Below are 15,552 nucleotides of genomic sequence, written 5' to 3'. Positions count from 1 at the left end.
AACGCAAACGCAACCGAAGGAATTCGACATGGCCAATCCGCTTCTCCCCGCCGACGCTCCCGCATTCGCCCGCCGCTACATGAATCTGGCTGATCCGCGCCTGGGCGCGCAGGCGCTCTTCGCCAGCGATGAATTCTTCGCGCCGAAGTCGCGCATGCTGGAGCCGCAGCCCGCGGTGTTCATCCCCGGCAAGTACGACGAACACGGCAAGTGGATGGACGGCTGGGAGACGCGCCGCAAGCGCACGACGGGTTACGACTATTGCATCGTCAAGCTCGCGCGCGCGGGCGTGATTCACGGCATCGACATCGATACGAGTCACTTCACCGGCAACTTTCCGCCTGCGGCGTCCATCGACGCCTGCGTGAGCAACAGCCCGAATCCGCAGGAAGACGGCGACTGGCGCGAGATCGTGCCGTCGACGACCCTCAAGGGTGATCATCACCACTATCTCGACATCGCCGACAGCCGCGCCTACACGCATCTGCGCGTGAACATCTATCCGGACGGCGGCATCGCGCGGCTGCGGGTGTACGGCCAGCCGAAGACGGATTTTGCGCGCGTCGAACGCGGCACGCTGCTCGATCTCGCGGCGCTCGAGAACGGCGCTTCGCTGATCGCGGCGAACAACCAGCATTTCGGTCCTGCGTCGCAGATGCTGATGCCCGGACGCGGCGTCAACATGGGCGACGGCTGGGAAACGCGGCGCCGGCGCGAGCCCGGCAACGACTGGGCGATCGTCGCGCTCGCGCATCCCGGCGTGATCCGCGCGATCGAAGTCGACACCGCGCACTTCAAGGGCAACTATCCGGACCGCTGTTCGTTGCAGGCGGCGCGCGTCGTCGGCGGCACGGATGAATCGCTCGTCACGCAGGCAATGTTCTGGCCGGTGCTGCTCGACGAGCAGAAGCTCTCGATGGACAGCGTGCATCGCTTCGAGCACGAACTCGCCGCGCTCGGCCCGGTGACGCACGTACGCTTCAACATCTATCCGGACGGCGGCGTGTCGCGGCTGCGGATCTTTGGGGCAATCGAATGAAAACGCTGACGCTGGAACCGCTCACGCGCGAAGCTTTCGCACCGTTCGGCGATGTCATCGAACTGGAAGGCGCGCGCCATTTCCCGATCAACGCCGGCACGACCGAACGCTTTCACGATCTCGCGCGGGTGGACATCGGCTTCGAGAACGGCGGGCGTCCACTCATCAACCTGTTTCGCGGGCAGCCGCGTCCGCAACCGGTCGTCATCTCGATGATGGAGCGTCATCCGCTCGGCAGCCAGGCGTTCGTGCCGCTCGCCGACGTGCGCTATCTCGTGGTGGTGGCGCCGGCGGGCGAGTTCGATGCAAGCGCGTTGCGCGCGTTCCATGCGCGCGGCTGGCAAGGCGTGAACTATGCGCGCGGCGTGTGGCATCACCCGTTGATCGTGCTGGACCGGGAAGGCGATTTCATCGTGGTGGATCGCGGCGGCGACCAGCCGAACTGCGACGAACTCGACTTGCCCGAGCACTGCACGCTGATCGAACCGGCCGCGCGCGCCGCGTGATGTCGACTGCGAAATGCAGTTGCGAATCGCTCGCATAAGCAGATCGCGAAACGTACAGGCGAAGTAAAACCGCCGTCCATCGGAGAGATGAACGGCGGCTTTTTGCATCCGGCGCCGCTCGATCAGCGGCGCGCGACGCTCAATGCTTGCGGTGCGGGCAGTTTTCCTTCGTGCATGCGCCGTACAGCGCGAGCGCATGCTCGTGGAGCTTGAAGCCGCGTTCCTTGGCGATCGATTGCTGGCGGCGTTCGATCTCCGCGTCGAAGAACTCCTCGACGCGGCCGCAGTCGATGCAGACGAGGTGATCGTGGTGCGATCCTTCGTTCAGCTCGAATACGGCCTTGCCCGATTCGAAATTGCTTCGCGACAGCAGGCCGGCTTGCTCGAACTGCGTGAGCACGCGATACACCGTGGCGAGACCGATATCCAGCTCTTCGTTGAGCAGGTTTCGATACACGTCTTCAGCGGTCAGATGGCGCACCGGGCTGTGCTGGAAAATCTCGAGAATCTTGAGGCGGGGCAGGGTCGCCTTGAGCCCGATATTTTTGAGATCGGCGGGATTGGTCATGGCTAGGCATCCCTAGAGTACAATTCAAGGTTCTCATAGTAATGCGTTTTTCCGATTCCCGACATCCCGCGTGCTTGCGTCGCGTATGCTTGCGGGCTCGTCGGACGAAGCGGGCGCGGACTTCAAGCGCCTCGCGTGAAAGGTGAAATGTTTTTTCAATCTTTATCGAATAGCAGGGAGAGCCGTCGCATGCGGGGAACCGTGATCGCAGCAACCTTGGCCGCATTGCTCGCCGGCTGCTCGGCGTACGACAGCGTCACGCAGAAGATCGCGCAAAGCATCACACCGTATCGGATCACGGTCGTGCAAGGCAATTTCGTTTCGGCGGAAGCCGCCGCGCAGATGCAGGTCGGCATGTCGCGCGATCAGGTGAAGCAACTGCTGGGCACGCCGCTGCTCATCGACATGTTCCACGCGGACCGCTGGGACTACGTCTTCTACTTCAAGCGCGGATCCACCGCCGTCGTGCAGCAACGCGACTTCGTCGTCAACTTCGCGAGCGACCGCGTGGTGAGCTGGTCGGGCGGTGAAAACCTGCCGTCAAACCTCGAACTGCTCGCCGAAATCGACGGCGACAAGGGCGTCAAGGTTGCCAAGACGGCGCCTGGCGCTGCGGCGGCTCCGGCATCGGCGGCTTCGGCCGCGTCGGGCGTGACCGTTACGGCGCCGGCAGGCGAGCCGTCCACGCAGCCCAACGCGTCGAATGCCTTTGCCGGCGACGCCAACCAGCAGGCCGCGCAAGCCGCCAACCGCGCGACGGCGCAAGTCGAAATGCCTGCGGGTCGTCAACGTTCTTCGGCATTCAGCAGCGCGCCGACGAGCGCGGGCGGCGCGCCGGGTGCGGGCGGCGCCTCGGGCAGCAACTCGCAGATCCAGCTCCAGCGCAAGCCGCAGCCGATCCAGATTCCCGACAGCAGCGCGGTCGGTCCGGCGAGTACGTCGCCCGCGCCGGCCGGAAGCGGCAGCGGCCAGACGCAGTTCACGATGCCGCAGTAGAGTCAGTCGGTCCGGACTCGAGTGCCGGGCCGCCTTGCTGAAACATCGCACTGAACCACCACGCCCCGGCCGCGCGCCGGGCGCGGTTCATCAAACGAGATTGCCATGAAGATCGCCATCGCCGGCGCATCGGGCCGCATGGGCCGGATGCTGATCGAAACCGTTCTCAACGATCCCGACGCCCAGCTCGTCGGCGCACTCGACCGGCCCGGCGTGCCGCAGCTCGGACAGGACGCGGGCGCGTTCCTCGGCAAGACGACCGGCGTGCTGCTGACCGACGACATCGAGCGCGTGTTCGCCGACGCCGACACCCTGATCGACTTCACGCGCCCCGAAGGCACCCTCGTTCACCTGGAAGCGGCGCTGCGCCACAACGTGAAGCTGATCATCGGCACGACCGGTTTTTCGGACGAGCAGAAGACGCAGTTGAAGGAGGCCGGCGAGAAGATCGGCATCGTGTTCGCGCCGAACATGAGCGTCGGCGTGAATGTCACGATGAAGCTGCTCGAATTCGCCGCGCAGCATTTCGCGACCGGCTACGACATCGAGATCATCGAGGCGCATCATCGCCACAAGGTGGACGCGCCCTCGGGCACCGCGCTCGGCATGGGCGAAGTCATCGCGAAGGCCCTCGGCCGCGACCTGAAGGACTGCGCCGTGTACGCCCGCGAAGGCGTGACGGGCGAACGCGATCCGTCGACCATCGGCTTCTCCGCGATTCGCGGTGGCGACATCGTCGGCGATCACACCGTGCTGTTCGCGGGCATCGGCGAGCGCATCGAGATCACGCACAAGTCGTCCAGCCGTCTCTCCTATGCACAAGGCGCGCTGCGCGCCGCGCGTTTCCTGCAAAGCCACGACAAGGGCTTCTTCGACATGCAGGACGTGCTCGGCCTGCGCTGATACCGCCGCGCGACCATGGCCGCCACGGGCGTCATCCACTATCTGCAATCCGGCGACGCCGTCACGCACGCGGTCGCCAGCCTGCTGCTCGCGATGTCCCTCGCCAGCTGGTGCTTCCTGCTCATGAAGGCGTGGATCCTTGCGCGCGCCAAATGGCAGGGTCCGCGCGCGCTGCAACGCTTCTGGCAGTCGGCGACGCTCAAGGACGGCATCGGCGCGTTGCGGCGCGCCGATCGCGAACGCGTCTTCCTGCCGCTCGCCGAGGCCGCCTGGCGCGCGTCCGAGGCGGACATGCCGGGCGCACTGCTGTCGCGGGTCGAACGCAATGAGCGCGTGCTGCGGGCGCTGCGCCAGGCGATGCTGAGCTCCCAACGCCGTCTCGAATTCGGCCAGGTGCTGCTGGCGTCCGTGGGCAGCACGGCGCCGTTCGTCGGCCTGCTCGGCACCGTCTGGGGCATCTACCACGCGCTGTCCAGCATTGCGTCGAGCGGGCAGGCGATGATCGAGAACGTCGCGGGGCCGGTCGGCGAGGCGCTCATCATGACGGCCTTCGGTCTGGTCGTCGCGATTCCCGCCGTGCTCGCCTACAACGTGCTCGGCCGCTACGTGCGGCAGATTTCCGAGGAACTCGACGGCTTCGCTCACGACCTGCACGCGTTCGTGTGCGGCACGGCGGACACGGAGCGCACATGGCCTTCGGCGGACTAGACAAGCACGCGAACGGCCAGCCGATGGCCGAGATCAACATGACGCCGCTCATCGACGTCATGCTCGTGCTGCTCGTCATCTTCATCATCACGGCGCCGCTGTTCACGCACGCCATCCGCCTCGACCTGCCGAAGGTCTCGTCCCAGCCGGCGCGCGAGACGCCGCAGACCATCACGCTGTCCATCGACGACACCGGCAAGCTCTACTGGAACGACACGCTCATCGGCGTGGAGCAGATGCGCGCGCGCTTCGTCGAGGCGGGCCGCGCGGCGCAGAAGCCGGAACTGCATCTGCGTGCCTCCAGCGCGACGCGCTACGACGTCATCGCGCAGGTGATGGGCGCGGCGCAGCAGGCGGGGATCGAGCGGATCGGCTTCGTGACACAGCCGGCGCAGCAGTCGGCGCGTTGAGTTCGCGCGGCGCGTGCATGCGCCTGACGCGCCGCATCGAACGGTATAATCGCGATTTGCCCGTTTTTGCGCGGATTGCCTCCGCCGGCGGGCCGACATTCGACGCCGCGCCGGTCCGGCACACGAGACCCCGTGACCCCGCGGCGCCAGGATCAGCCGTTTGCCATCACGAGAGCGGCGGGTTCCGAGGTCCGTTCCCAGCCTTAGCGTAAAGCCACCACACCATGCACGATAAATACGTACCCGCCGACGTCGAATCCGCCGCGCAGACCACCTGGCGTGCGAACGACGTCTACCGGACGACCGAGACGTCGGCCAAGCCCAAGTTTTACTGCGTCTCGATGCTGCCGTATCCGTCCGGCAAGCTGCACATGGGTCACGTGCGCAACTACACCATCAACGACGTGATGTACCGTTACCTGCGCATGAACGGCTACAACACGCTGATGCCGATGGGCTGGGACGCGTTCGGCATGCCCGCCGAGAACGCCGCGATGGCCAACGGCGTGCCGCCGGCGAAGTGGACGTACGAGAACATCGCGTACATGAAGAAGCAGATGCAGTCGATGGGTCTCGCCATCGACTGGTCGCGCGAAGTCGCCACGTGCTCGCCCGAGTACTACAAGTGGAACCAGTGGCTGTTCCTCAAGATGCTGGAAAAGGGCATCGCCTACAAGAAGACCGGCACTGTGAACTGGGATCCGGTCGACCAGACCGTGCTCGCCAACGAGCAGGTCATCGACGGGCGCGGCTGGCGCTCGGGCGCGCTGGTGGAAAAGCGCGAAATCCCGATGTACTACCTGCGCATCACCGATTACGCGGATCAACTGCTCGACGACCTCGAAGGCCTCGGCTGGCCCGAGCGGGTCAAGATCATGCAGCAGAACTGGATCGGCAAGAGCTTCGGCGTGAACTTCGGCTTCCCGTATGAGATCGACGGCGAAGCGAAGCTGCTGCGCGTCTTCACCACGCGCGCCGACACCATCATGGGCGTCACCTTCGCGGCGGTCGCGGCGGAGCATCCGCTTGCCACGCGTCTCGCGCGCGACAACGCGGAACTGCAGGCGTTCATCGACGAATGCAAGCGCGGCGGCGTGGCGGAAGCCGATGTTGCCACCATGGAAAAGAAGGGCGTGCCCACGGGCTTCTTCGTCACGCATCCGCTGACGGGCGCGCAGGTCGAAGTGTGGATCGGCAACTACGTGCTGATGTCCTACGGCGAAGGCGCGGTGATGGGCGTGCCGTCGCACGACGAGCGCGACTTCGCCTTCGCGAAGAAATACAGCCTGCCGATCAACCAGGTGATCGATGTCGAAGGCAAGACCTATTCGACCGACGCCTGGGAAGAATGGTACGGCGACAAGACCGCGGGCAAGCTCATCAACAGCGGCAAGTACGATGGCCTGACCACGGCGGAGGCCATCGACGCGATCGCCGCCGACCTGAAGGCGAAAGACCTCGGCGACAAGCAGATCACCTGGCGCCTGCGCGACTGGGGCATCTCGCGCCAGCGCTACTGGGGCACGCCGATCCCGATCATCCATTGCCCCAAGTGCGGCGACGTGCCGGTGCCCGAAAAGGACCTGCCGGTCGTGCTGCCGGAAGACCTCGTGCCGGACGGCTCGGGCAATCCGCTGGCGAAGTCGGAAGCGTTCCTGAACTGCGCCTGCCCGACCTGCGGCGCCGCTGCGAAGCGCGAAACCGACACGATGGACACCTTCGTCGATTCGTCGTGGTACTTCTCGCGCTACGCGGCGCCGGACGCCACGAGCATGGTCGACGAACGCACCGACTACTGGATGCCGATGGACCAGTACATCGGCGGGATCGAGCACGCGATCCTGCACCTGCTGTATTCGCGCTTCTGGGCCAAGGTCATGCGCGACATGGGGCTGGTGAAGTTCGGCGAGCCCGCGAAGAACCTGCTCACGCAGGGCATGGTGCTGAACGAGACCTTCTATCGCGAGGACGCGGCCGGCAAGAAGACCTGGTACAACCCGCTCGACGTCACGGTCGCGCACGACGACAAGGGCCGTCCCACGGGCGCGACGCTCAATGCCGACGGCCAGCCGGTCGTGCTGGGCGGCGTCGAGAAGATGTCGAAGTCGAAGAACAACGGCGTCGATCCGCAGACGCTGATCGACCAGTACGGCGCGGACACCGCGCGCCTGTTCGTGATGTTCGCGGCGCCGCCGGAGCAGTCGCTCGAATGGTCGGGCGCGGGCGTGGAAGGCGCGAGCCGCTTCCTGCGCCGCGTGTGGCACTTCGGGCACGACAACGCCGCCGCGCTGCGCCAGCATGGCAAGCTCGACGCGGCGAAGCTCGGCGACGCCGACCGCGCACTGCGCCGCGAGATCTACACCGTGCTCAAGCAGGCCGATTTCGACTATGGCCGCCTGCAGTACAACACGGTCGTGTCCGCCGCGATGAAGATGCTCAACGCGCTCGAAGGCGCGAAGCAGGCGGGCGAGGGCGTGCTGAACGAGACCTTCGGCGTGCTGCTGCGGGTGCTGTATCCGGTGGTGCCGCACGCGACCTTCCAGTTGTGGTCGGAACTCGGTTATGCCGATACTTTCGGCCCGCTGCTCGACGCACCCTGGCCGAAGGTCGACGAAGCCGCGCTCGAACAGGCGGAAATCGAACTCGTGCTGCAGATCAACGGCAAGGTGCGCGGCGCGCTGACCGTCGCGAAGGACGCCTCGCGCGACGCCATCGAGCAGGCGGCGGTCGCGCATGACATGTTCGGGAAGTTCTCCGAAGGCCGCACGCCGAAGAAGGTGATCGTGGTGCCGGGGCGTCTCGTCAACGTGGTCGTGTAATGCGTCCGATGCCCAAAACCAAGGAGTCGATGTGACCGGAAAAGCCTTCGAAAAAGGCGTCAGCAGGCGTTCGTTCCTCGCGCTCCTGGGCGGCGCGGCCGTGCTGTCCGCGTGCGGCTTCCAGCTGCGCGGACAGCAGGACTATGCGTTCAAGCGGCTCGCCATCAGCGGCGGCGCGCCGCAGATGGTCGGACGCCTCGAGCGCATGATCCAGGGCGGCAGCGATACGGTGGTGGTCAAGGCGTACGAGAAGCCGGACGCCACGCTGCGCCTGACGGAAGGCCAGGGCATGCGCACGCTCAGCCTGAACTCGCAGGGCGTCGTGCAGGAATACGAGCTCGTCTACAGCCTGAATTACACGCTGGTCGGCGCGGACGGCACCTTGCTGATTCCGCCGAGCGTGATCGCGCTGAACCGCTCGATGACCTACAGCGACCAGTACACGCTCGCCAAGTCGCAGGAATCGACGCTGCTTTACACCGACATGCGCAACGACGCCGTGGATCAACTGACGCGTCGGCTCGCCACGGTGCGCTCGCTGCATCCGGCGCCGGGCGAGCAGACCCCGGGCGTCGCGCCGCGCGCGCCGCTGCCGGTGCCGCCGCTTTGAACGCCAGCGACCCGCGCGCATGCAACTGAAGCTCGACGCGCTCGACGCGCATCTCGCGAAAGGCCTGAAGGGGCTGTACGTCGTCCATGGCGACGAGCATCTGCTCGCGCAGGAAGCGTGCGACCGCATCCGGGCCGCGGCGCGCGCAGCCGGCTTCACGGACCGCTCGGTGTTCACGGTCGAGCGCGGTTTCGACTGGAGCGCGCTGCTCGGCGCTACCCAGTCGATGTCGCTGTTCGGCGACCGCCAGCTGATCGAGCTGCGCATTCCCACCGGCAAGCCGGGCAAGGAAGGCGCGGAGGCGCTGAAGGCGCTCGCCGCCGCCGATAATCCCGACGTCGTCACGCTCGTCACGCTGCCGCGGCTGGACAGCGCGACGCAGAAATCGGCGTGGTTCAGCGCGCTGCTCGGCGCGGGCGTCGCGTTGAAGATCGACGCGATCGAGCGCGCGCAACTGCCGATGTGGGTCGGCCAGCGGCTCGCACAACAGGGCCAGCGCGTTCCTCCCGGCGAGGACGGACGGCGCGCGCTGGCGTTCATCGCGGAACGGGTGGAAGGCAACCTGCTCGCCGCGCATCAGGAAATCCAGAAGCTCGGCCTGCTGTATCCGGAAGGCGTGCTCAGTTTCGAGCAGATTCACGATGCCGTGCTCAACGTCGCGCGCTACGACGTGTTCAAGCTCAACGAAGCGATGCTGACCGGCGACGTCGGCCGGCTCGCGCGCATGCTCGACGGCCTGAAGGGCGAGGGCGAAGCGGCCGTGCTGGTGCTGTGGGCGCTGGTCGAGGAAGTGCGCACGCTGTTGCGCATCAAGCGCGGCGTCGCCGCCGGCAAGCCGCTCGCCACGTTGATGCGCGAGAACCGCGTGTGGGGACCGCGCGAGCGGCTGATCCCGCCGGCGCTGGCGCGGGTGACGGACGAGGCGCTCGAAAAGGCGCTCTCGCTGGCGGCGCGGCTCGATCGTCAGGTGAAAGGGCTGTCCGGCGGCACGGGCAAGCGCGGCAGCGAGACGCCGCCCGATCCGTGGGCCGGCATGTTCGAACTCGCGATGGCCGTGGCGCACGGCGGCCAGCCGGGGCGGACCGCGGCGATGGCCTCGGCGCGACCGCGTCGATAAGCTGCGTCGAGGTTGCGTCGATAAGGCGCGGCCGTCGCGGCCTGTTTCACGCGGCGTCCCGGCTTAGAATGAATTCTGCGCGGCTGGCTCGCGGACGCCCGTCCCGCACCGGCCAGCGCGCAGAAAACACTGCGGATCAGCGGCATCAGGAAGAGACTCACGATGAACATCGACCAGTACATGACCGACCTCGGCCGCCGCGCCCGCGCGGCGTCACGCGCGATGGCGCGGGCCTCGACGGCGGCGAAGAACGCCGCGATGCTCGCGGTGGCGGACGCCATCGCACGCGAGCGCGAGGCGCTCAAGCAGGCGAACGCACGCGACCTCGCACGCGCGCGCGAAAAAGGCCACGACGCCGCATTCATCGACCGGCTGACGCTGTCCGACAAGGCCCTCGACACCATGGTCGAAGGCCTTCGCCAGGTAGCCGCGCTGGGCGATCCGATCGGCGAGATCAGCGGCCTCAAGTTCCGTCCGAGCGGCATCCAGGTTGGGCAGATGCGTGTGCCGCTCGGCGTGATCGGCATCATCTATGAATCGCGCCCGAATGTGACCATCGACGCCGCCGCGCTCTGCCTCAAGTCCGGCAACGCGACCATCCTGCGCGGCGGGTCCGAGGCGCTCGAATGCAATACGGCGCTCGCGAAACTGATCGGCGTCGGGCTGGAAACGGCGGGCCTGCCGCAGGACGCGGTGCAGGTGGTGGAGACAGCGGATCGCGCGGCGGTCGGCAAGCTGATCACGATGACCGAATTCGTCGACGTGATCGTGCCGCGCGGCGGCAAGAGCCTGATCGCGCGGCTGATGGAAGAAGCGCGCGTGCCGATGATCAAGCATCTTGACGGCATCTGCCACGTCTACGTGGACGACCGCGCGGACCTCGTGAAGGCCGCGGCCGTCTGCGACAACGCGAAGACGCATCGCTACGGCACCTGCAACACGATGGAAACGCTGCTGGTCGCGCGCGGCATCGCGGATGAAGCGCTGCCGCTGCTCGCGCGTGCGTATCAGGCAAAGGACGTCGAGTTGCGCGTGGATGCCGCCGCGCGCGCCGTGCTGGAGACGGCGCGGATCGGCGGACTCGTCGACGCCACCGAAGCCGACTGGAGCACCGAATATCTCGCGCCGGTGCTCGCGGTGAAGATCGTCGAAGGGCTGGACGAAGCCATCGACCACATCAATGCCTACGGCTCGCATCACACCGATGCCATCCTCACCGAAGACCACGACCGCGCCATGCGTTTCCTGCGCGAAGTGGATTCGGCGAGCGTGATGGTCAACGCGTCGACGCGTTTCGCCGATGGTTTCGAATTCGGGCTGGGCGCGGAGATCGGCATTTCGAACGACAAGCTGCATGCGCGCGGCCCGGTGGGTCTGGACGGACTGACCTCGCTGAAATACGTCGTGCTGGGGCGCGGCGAAGTGCGTCAATAACCTCGCGAAAACCAACAAGACCGATGCTCTGGATCAAATCGTTGCACATCGTGCTGGTCGCCTCGTGGTTCGCGGGACTGTTCTATCTGCCGCGCATCTTCGTGAACCTGGCGATGGAAACCGACCCCAAGGCCACTGCGCGCCTCCTGCTGATGGCGCGCAAGCTGTTCCGCTTCATGACCTTCATCGCGGTGCCGGCGCTGGCGTGCGGGCTGTGGTTGTGGCTCATTGTCGGCATCGGCGCGGGGCAGGGCTGGCTGCACGCGAAGCTCACTATCGTCGCGCTGATCATCGTCTATCACGCGTATTGCGGACGCCTGCTGCATACCTTCCAGCGCGGCGAAAACAAACGCTCGGACAAGTGGTATCGCATGTTCAACGAGCTGCCGGTGCTCGGCCTGCTCGGTGCGACGCTGCTCGTGGTCGTCAAGCCTTTCTGATCTTTCTGATGTCTCCCGCGTGAACCGCGCCGCGGCTCACGTGCCCACCCGGCGGCTCTCCAGCACGTCCTTCGCTTCGGCGAGCTTTTCCGCCAGCTTCGGACCGCGTGCGAGGGCCAATCCCACCGCCAGAATGTCGCCGATCGCGAGATGCGAGACGCGCGACGTCATCGGCGAAAAGATATCCGTGTCCTCGTCGACGTTGGCAAAGAGTCCCACCGTCGCCAGCCGCGCCAGCGGCGAGTTGCCGTGCGTGATCGCGATCACTTTTGCGCCGCCGTGCAGCGCGGACTTGCACGCATCCAGGATGTCGCGCGTGCGGCCGGTGTTCGAGATCGCGACGATGGCATCGCCCGGGCCGAGCAGCGCGGCCGAAGTCGTGTACGTGTGCGGATCGGAATAGGCGACGGACGGCACGCCGAGCCGGAAAAACTTGTGCTGCATGTCGAGCGCGGCAATACCGGAACCGCCCGCGCCGTAGAACTCGATGCGCCGCGCGTCCGCGAGAATCGCGATGGCCGCCGCGACGCTGTCCGAAGACAGACTGTTGCGTACCTCGATCAACGCGCCGATGGTCCGGTCCAGCACCTTCGCCGCGACGCCCGCCGGCGGCTCGTCGCTCTTCACATCGCGATAAACGGTGGGAACGCCCGCTGCTACGCCTTGTGCCAGGCGGATCTTGAATTCCCGAAAGCCGGAAAAACCGAGCGCCTGGCAGAAGCGCGCGATGGTCGGCTGGCTCACGCCGGCGCGCGCGGCGAAATCGGTCATCGAGAGATCGAGCACTTCGCGCGGCGCTTCGAGCACGTAGTCGGCCAGCTTGCGCTCGGAGGGCCGCAACTGTTCGCGCATTGCTTCGACTTGGGACAGCAACATCGGAAATCTCGCCTATGCTGAAAATTGTTTGCGACTATAGCCGATCATTCGGCTTGTACAAATACTACATAATTTCGGCGGTATAACTCAGGGATTTCCCTGAGAAGCGCATCGTGAAAGCTTAAGCGCACGATGCTTTGACGGGCGTTGTCCGCATAAACCCCATTGAATGCATGTAGTTTTTCTACTAATATTCGGTCCATCGGCGAACGACACGACAACAACTCCAGCGCCGTTCCTCGCAATTCCAAACCCCATCTCGACGGCAAGCGCGCCGGGAGTGAGACGAAGGAGCATCGATGGTTTCCCCGCATTCGCAACTGAAGCACGTCACCGACCGCATCATCGCGCGCAGCAAGCCGACGCGCGCCGCTTATCTGGCGCGCATCGACGCCGCGCAGGGCATGTTCCCGGCGCGTGGCGCGCTGTCCTGCGCGAACCTCGCGCACGGCTTCGCGGGCCTCGAGGGCCAGGAAAAATTTGCGATCAAGGCGGTGCGCGAGCCGAACATCGGCATCGTGTCCTCGTATAACGAAATGCTGTCCGCGCACGCGCCCTACAAGAGTTTTCCGGACCTCATCAAGCAGGCGGCGCGCGAACACGGCGGTATCGCGCAGTTCGCGGGCGGCGTGCCCGCCATGTGCGACGGCATCACGCAGGGCAATGCGGGCATGGAACTGTCGCTGTTCTCACGCGAAGTCATCGCGATGAGCACGGCCGTCGCGCTGACGCACAACATGTTCGACGCCGCGCTGTGTCTCGGCGTGTGCGACAAGATCGTCCCGGGCCTGGCCATCGGCGCGCTGCAGTTCGGCCATCTGCCGACCATCTTCGTGCCGGCCGGCCCGATGACCAGCGGCCTCACCAACGACGACAAGGCCAAGGTGCGCCAGGAGTTCGCCACCGGCAAGTGCGACCGCAGCGCGCTGCTCGAAGCCGAGGCGGCCGCGTATCACGGCCACGGCACCTGCACGTTCTACGGCACCGCCAACAGCAACCAGATGCTGATGGAAGTGATGGGCCTGCATCTGCCGAGTTCGGCGTTCGTGCATCCGCACACCGAACTGCGCGATGCGCTCACCGCCGAAGCCGCACGCCGCGTGCTGGACCTGACGCACGAGCGCGGCAACTACACGCCGATCGGCCATGTGGTCGACGAAAAGGCCATCGTCAACGGCATCGTCGCACTGCTCGCGACGGGCGGCTCGACCAATCACACGCTGCACCTCGTGGCGATCGCGCGCGCGGCGGGCGTCATCATCGACTGGAATGACTTCGACGAGCTCTCGCAAGCCGTGCCGCTGCTCGCGAAGATCTACCCGAACGGCAAGGCCGACGTGAACCACTTTCACGCGGCGGGCGGCGTCGCGTTCCTCGTGCGCAATCTGCTCGAAGGCGGACTGCTGCATGAGGATGTGCGGACGGTCGCGGGCCGGGGGCTGTCGCATTACACGAAGGAGCCGAAGCTCATCGACGGCAAGCTGCAATGGATCGACGGCGCCGCCGAAAGCCACGACAGCAAGGTGCTGCGCGGCATCGGCGAGCCGTTCCAGCCGGACGGCGGCCTGCGTCTGATGCAGGGCAAGCTCGGCCGCGGCGTCATCAAGATCTCGGCGGTCGCGCCGGAGCATCGCGTGGTGAAGGCGCCGGCCATCGTCTTCAATTCGCAGGAAGAAGTGCAGGAAGCCTTCGACAAGGGCGAGCTCAAACGCGACTTCGTCGCCGTGGTGCGTTTCCAGGGCGCGCGGGCGAACGGCATGCCGGAACTGCATCGATTGACGCCGCTGCTGGGCGTGTTGCAGGATCAGGGCTTCCATGTCGCGCTGGTCACCGACGGACGCATGTCCGGTGCATCGGGCAAGGTGCCGGCGGTGATCCACGTGTCGCCCGAGGCGCTGCTGCAAGGTCCGCTCGGCAAGGTGCGCACCGGCGACATGCTGGTGATCGACGCACCGTCCGGCGTGCTCGACATCGAGATCGACGAACAGGAATGGGCGGCGCGCGAAGTCCAGGCGCCGCTGTATCAGGCCGAGAACGAAGTCGGCTTCGGGCGCGAACTGTTCGGCGTGTTCCGCAGCGCGGCGCTGCCGGCGGAAGAGGGCGCATCGGTGTTCGGCGCGCTGATCGGCGCGGACGCTGCGCAGGCCGACGGCGCGGCGCTGCAGGAGCGCAACCCGTTGCGCGACAACGCGCGCGCGGCGGCATCGGCGCTCAACAAGGCGCACGCCGCGCATCACTGACGCTGAACGGCCCGGGCCCGGCCGGAGAGAACCCCGCGGATTGCCCGCCAGGGCGCCGCATCAAACCAGGAGTCGCATCACATGAAAACGGTAAGCGAAATCGTGCGTCTGGGACCGGTGATTCCGGTTCTGGCCTTCGACTCGGTCGAGCAGGGCGAACACGTGTCGCGCGCGCTGCACGCAGGCGGCGTGAAGGTGCTGGAAATCACGCTGCGCACGTCGGCCGGCATTGCCGCGATCGAACGCGCGAGCCAGCTCGCGGACGACATCGTGGTCGGCGTGGGCACGATCACGAAGCCCGAGCATTGCGCGCAGGCGAAGAAGGCAGGCGCGAAGTTCGGCGTCTCGCCGGGTCTGACGAAGGACATGCACAAGGCCGCGCAGGACGCCGGCCTGCCGCTGCTGCCGGGCGTCATGACGCCGTCCGACATCATCGCCGCCATGGAACTGGGCTACGAGATCGTCAAGTTCTTCCCGGCGCAACAGGCGGGCGGCATTCCGATGCTGCAGGCGTTCTACGGCCCGTTCCCCAATCTGCGCTTCTGCCCGACCGGCGGCATCACCGCCGAGACCGCGACCAGTTTCCTCGCGCAGCCCAATGTGGTGTGCGTCGGCGGTTCGTGGCTGACGCCCAAGGCGGCGCTGGCCGCGCAGAACTGGGACGAAGTCACGCGTCTCGCGCGCGCCGCAAGCGAACTGGCGCCGCACTGATGTTCCATGCGATGGGCGCGCGCATGCCCCGCGCGTCCATCGACGATAAAAAGATGGGAGACAGCCTGTGATCCGGATGCGCCGTCGGGCCATCCGCGACATCGCCGATGAAAAGACGCCGCGAAACCCGCACGTCTTCGGCTGAAACGCCTTTCAGCAAGTAAAATTCTGTTGC

Annotated in this window: 15 protein-coding genes; 13 read left to right on the top strand and 2 right to left on the bottom strand. The window is 66.1% G+C overall.

Going from position 1 to position 15,552, the window contains the following annotated elements; genetic code table 11:
* The first annotated feature begins 28 nt into the window (after positions 1-28).
* Both alc and QCE62_RS12740 read left to right on the top strand, forming a co-directional pair.
* Positions 29-1,039, top strand: coding sequence for an allantoicase (alc, locus tag QCE62_RS12745; protein WP_309918398.1), 1,011 nt, complete (start codon positions 29-31; stop codon positions 1,037-1,039).
* A complete protein-coding gene (locus QCE62_RS12740; protein WP_309918395.1) occupies positions 1,036-1,545 on the top strand; it encodes an ureidoglycolate lyase in 510 nt (169 codons plus the stop codon). Before alc ends, QCE62_RS12740 begins: the two co-directional genes overlap by 4 nt.
* A gap of 139 nt (positions 1,546-1,684) precedes the next feature.
* On the opposite strand, the gene fur is transcribed toward QCE62_RS12740, so the two are convergent.
* Positions 1,685-2,113, bottom strand: a complete 429-nt coding sequence (gene fur / locus QCE62_RS12735; protein WP_309809755.1) for a ferric iron uptake transcriptional regulator — start codon at positions 2,111-2,113, stop codon at positions 1,685-1,687.
* 189 nt (positions 2,114-2,302) lie between these two features.
* Here fur and QCE62_RS12730 point away from each other — a divergent pair, with 189 nt between their 5' ends.
* From QCE62_RS12730 to QCE62_RS12690, 9 genes are all read left to right on the top strand, one after another.
* Positions 2,303-3,109, top strand: coding sequence for an outer membrane protein assembly factor BamE (locus QCE62_RS12730; protein WP_309918392.1), 807 nt, complete (start codon positions 2,303-2,305; stop codon positions 3,107-3,109).
* Positions 3,110-3,214: 105 nt separating this feature from the next.
* A complete protein-coding gene (gene dapB / locus QCE62_RS12725) occupies positions 3,215-4,012 on the top strand; it encodes a 4-hydroxy-tetrahydrodipicolinate reductase (protein WP_309918390.1) in 798 nt (265 codons plus the stop codon).
* A gap of 15 nt (positions 4,013-4,027) precedes the next feature.
* Positions 4,028-4,720, top strand: coding sequence for a MotA/TolQ/ExbB proton channel family protein (locus tag QCE62_RS12720; RefSeq protein WP_309809748.1), 693 nt, complete (start codon positions 4,028-4,030; stop codon positions 4,718-4,720).
* Positions 4,702-5,130 (top strand): biopolymer transporter ExbD, encoded by a 429-nt coding sequence (locus QCE62_RS12715; protein ID WP_309918387.1) that lies wholly within the window; start codon positions 4,702-4,704, stop codon positions 5,128-5,130. Before QCE62_RS12720 ends, QCE62_RS12715 begins: the two co-directional genes overlap by 19 nt.
* Before the next feature lie 224 nt (positions 5,131-5,354).
* Positions 5,355-7,949, top strand: coding sequence for a leucine--tRNA ligase (gene leuS / locus QCE62_RS12710; RefSeq protein WP_309918384.1), 2,595 nt, complete (start codon positions 5,355-5,357; stop codon positions 7,947-7,949).
* Between the two features lie 31 nt (positions 7,950-7,980).
* Positions 7,981-8,559, top strand: a complete 579-nt coding sequence (gene lptE, locus QCE62_RS12705) for an LPS assembly lipoprotein LptE (RefSeq protein WP_309918381.1) — start codon at positions 7,981-7,983, stop codon at positions 8,557-8,559.
* Between the two features lie 19 nt (positions 8,560-8,578).
* Positions 8,579-9,676 carry a DNA polymerase III subunit delta gene (gene holA / locus QCE62_RS12700; protein WP_309918378.1) on the top strand — a complete coding sequence of 366 codons (1,098 nt, stop codon included), beginning with the start codon at positions 8,579-8,581 and terminating at the stop codon, positions 9,674-9,676.
* A gap of 162 nt (positions 9,677-9,838) precedes the next feature.
* Positions 9,839-11,110, top strand: coding sequence for a glutamate-5-semialdehyde dehydrogenase (locus tag QCE62_RS12695; protein WP_309918376.1), 1,272 nt, complete (start codon positions 9,839-9,841; stop codon positions 11,108-11,110).
* A 23-nt stretch (positions 11,111-11,133) separates the two neighbouring features.
* Complete coding sequence (locus QCE62_RS12690; RefSeq protein WP_309918373.1) at positions 11,134-11,550, top strand: CopD family protein; 417 nt, start codon at positions 11,134-11,136, stop codon at positions 11,548-11,550.
* Between the two features lie 36 nt (positions 11,551-11,586).
* On the opposite strand, the gene QCE62_RS12685 is transcribed toward QCE62_RS12690, so the two are convergent.
* Positions 11,587-12,426: a MurR/RpiR family transcriptional regulator gene (locus tag QCE62_RS12685; RefSeq protein ID WP_309809737.1), complete on the bottom strand. Its 840-nt coding sequence runs from the start codon at positions 12,424-12,426 to the stop codon at positions 11,587-11,589.
* A 299-nt stretch (positions 12,427-12,725) separates the two neighbouring features.
* Here QCE62_RS12685 and edd point away from each other — a divergent pair, with 299 nt between their 5' ends.
* Both edd and eda read left to right on the top strand, forming a co-directional pair.
* On the top strand, positions 12,726-14,666 hold the full coding sequence (gene edd, locus QCE62_RS12680) for a phosphogluconate dehydratase (RefSeq protein ID WP_309918370.1): 1,941 nt from the start codon (positions 12,726-12,728) through the stop codon (positions 14,664-14,666).
* 81 nt (positions 14,667-14,747) lie between these two features.
* The gene (eda, locus tag QCE62_RS12675; protein ID WP_309918367.1) at positions 14,748-15,377 is read left to right on the top strand and encodes a bifunctional 4-hydroxy-2-oxoglutarate aldolase/2-dehydro-3-deoxy-phosphogluconate aldolase; all 630 of its coding nucleotides are present in this window, start codon (positions 14,748-14,750) and stop codon (positions 15,375-15,377) included.
* Positions 15,378-15,552: the final 175 nt, after the last annotated feature.

It is taken from the genome of Caballeronia sp. LZ033 (assembly GCF_031451265.1).
Lineage (GTDB): Bacteria > Pseudomonadota > Gammaproteobacteria > Burkholderiales > Burkholderiaceae > Caballeronia.
Note: the sequence above shows the minus strand (reverse complement) of the source record. Positions and strands in the feature narration are given on the sequence as shown.

Excerpts from the sequence above, each read along its gene's own strand:
- alc (WP_309918398.1), top strand. The coding sequence starts at position 29 with ATGGCCAATCCGCTTCTCCCCGCCGACGCTCCCGCATTCGCCCGCCGC.
- QCE62_RS12740 (WP_309918395.1), top strand. The coding sequence starts at position 1,036 with ATGAAAACGCTGACGCTGGAACCGCTCACGCGCGAAGCTTTCGCACCG.
- fur (WP_309809755.1), bottom strand. The coding sequence starts at position 2,113 with ATGACCAATCCCGCCGATCTCAAAAATATCGGGCTCAAGGCGACCCTG.
- QCE62_RS12730 (WP_309918392.1), top strand. The coding sequence starts at position 2,303 with ATGCGGGGAACCGTGATCGCAGCAACCTTGGCCGCATTGCTCGCCGGC.
- dapB (WP_309918390.1), top strand. The coding sequence starts at position 3,215 with ATGAAGATCGCCATCGCCGGCGCATCGGGCCGCATGGGCCGGATGCTG.
- QCE62_RS12720 (WP_309809748.1), top strand. The coding sequence starts at position 4,028 with ATGGCCGCCACGGGCGTCATCCACTATCTGCAATCCGGCGACGCCGTC.
- QCE62_RS12715 (WP_309918387.1), top strand. The coding sequence starts at position 4,702 with ATGGCCTTCGGCGGACTAGACAAGCACGCGAACGGCCAGCCGATGGCC.
- leuS (WP_309918384.1), top strand. The coding sequence starts at position 5,355 with ATGCACGATAAATACGTACCCGCCGACGTCGAATCCGCCGCGCAGACC.
- holA (WP_309918378.1), top strand. The coding sequence starts at position 8,579 with ATGCAACTGAAGCTCGACGCGCTCGACGCGCATCTCGCGAAAGGCCTG.
- QCE62_RS12695 (WP_309918376.1), top strand. The coding sequence starts at position 9,839 with ATGAACATCGACCAGTACATGACCGACCTCGGCCGCCGCGCCCGCGCG.
- QCE62_RS12690 (WP_309918373.1), top strand. The coding sequence starts at position 11,134 with ATGCTCTGGATCAAATCGTTGCACATCGTGCTGGTCGCCTCGTGGTTC.
- QCE62_RS12685 (WP_309809737.1), bottom strand. The coding sequence starts at position 12,426 with ATGTTGCTGTCCCAAGTCGAAGCAATGCGCGAACAGTTGCGGCCCTCC.
- edd (WP_309918370.1), top strand. The coding sequence starts at position 12,726 with ATGGTTTCCCCGCATTCGCAACTGAAGCACGTCACCGACCGCATCATC.
- eda (WP_309918367.1), top strand. The coding sequence starts at position 14,748 with ATGAAAACGGTAAGCGAAATCGTGCGTCTGGGACCGGTGATTCCGGTT.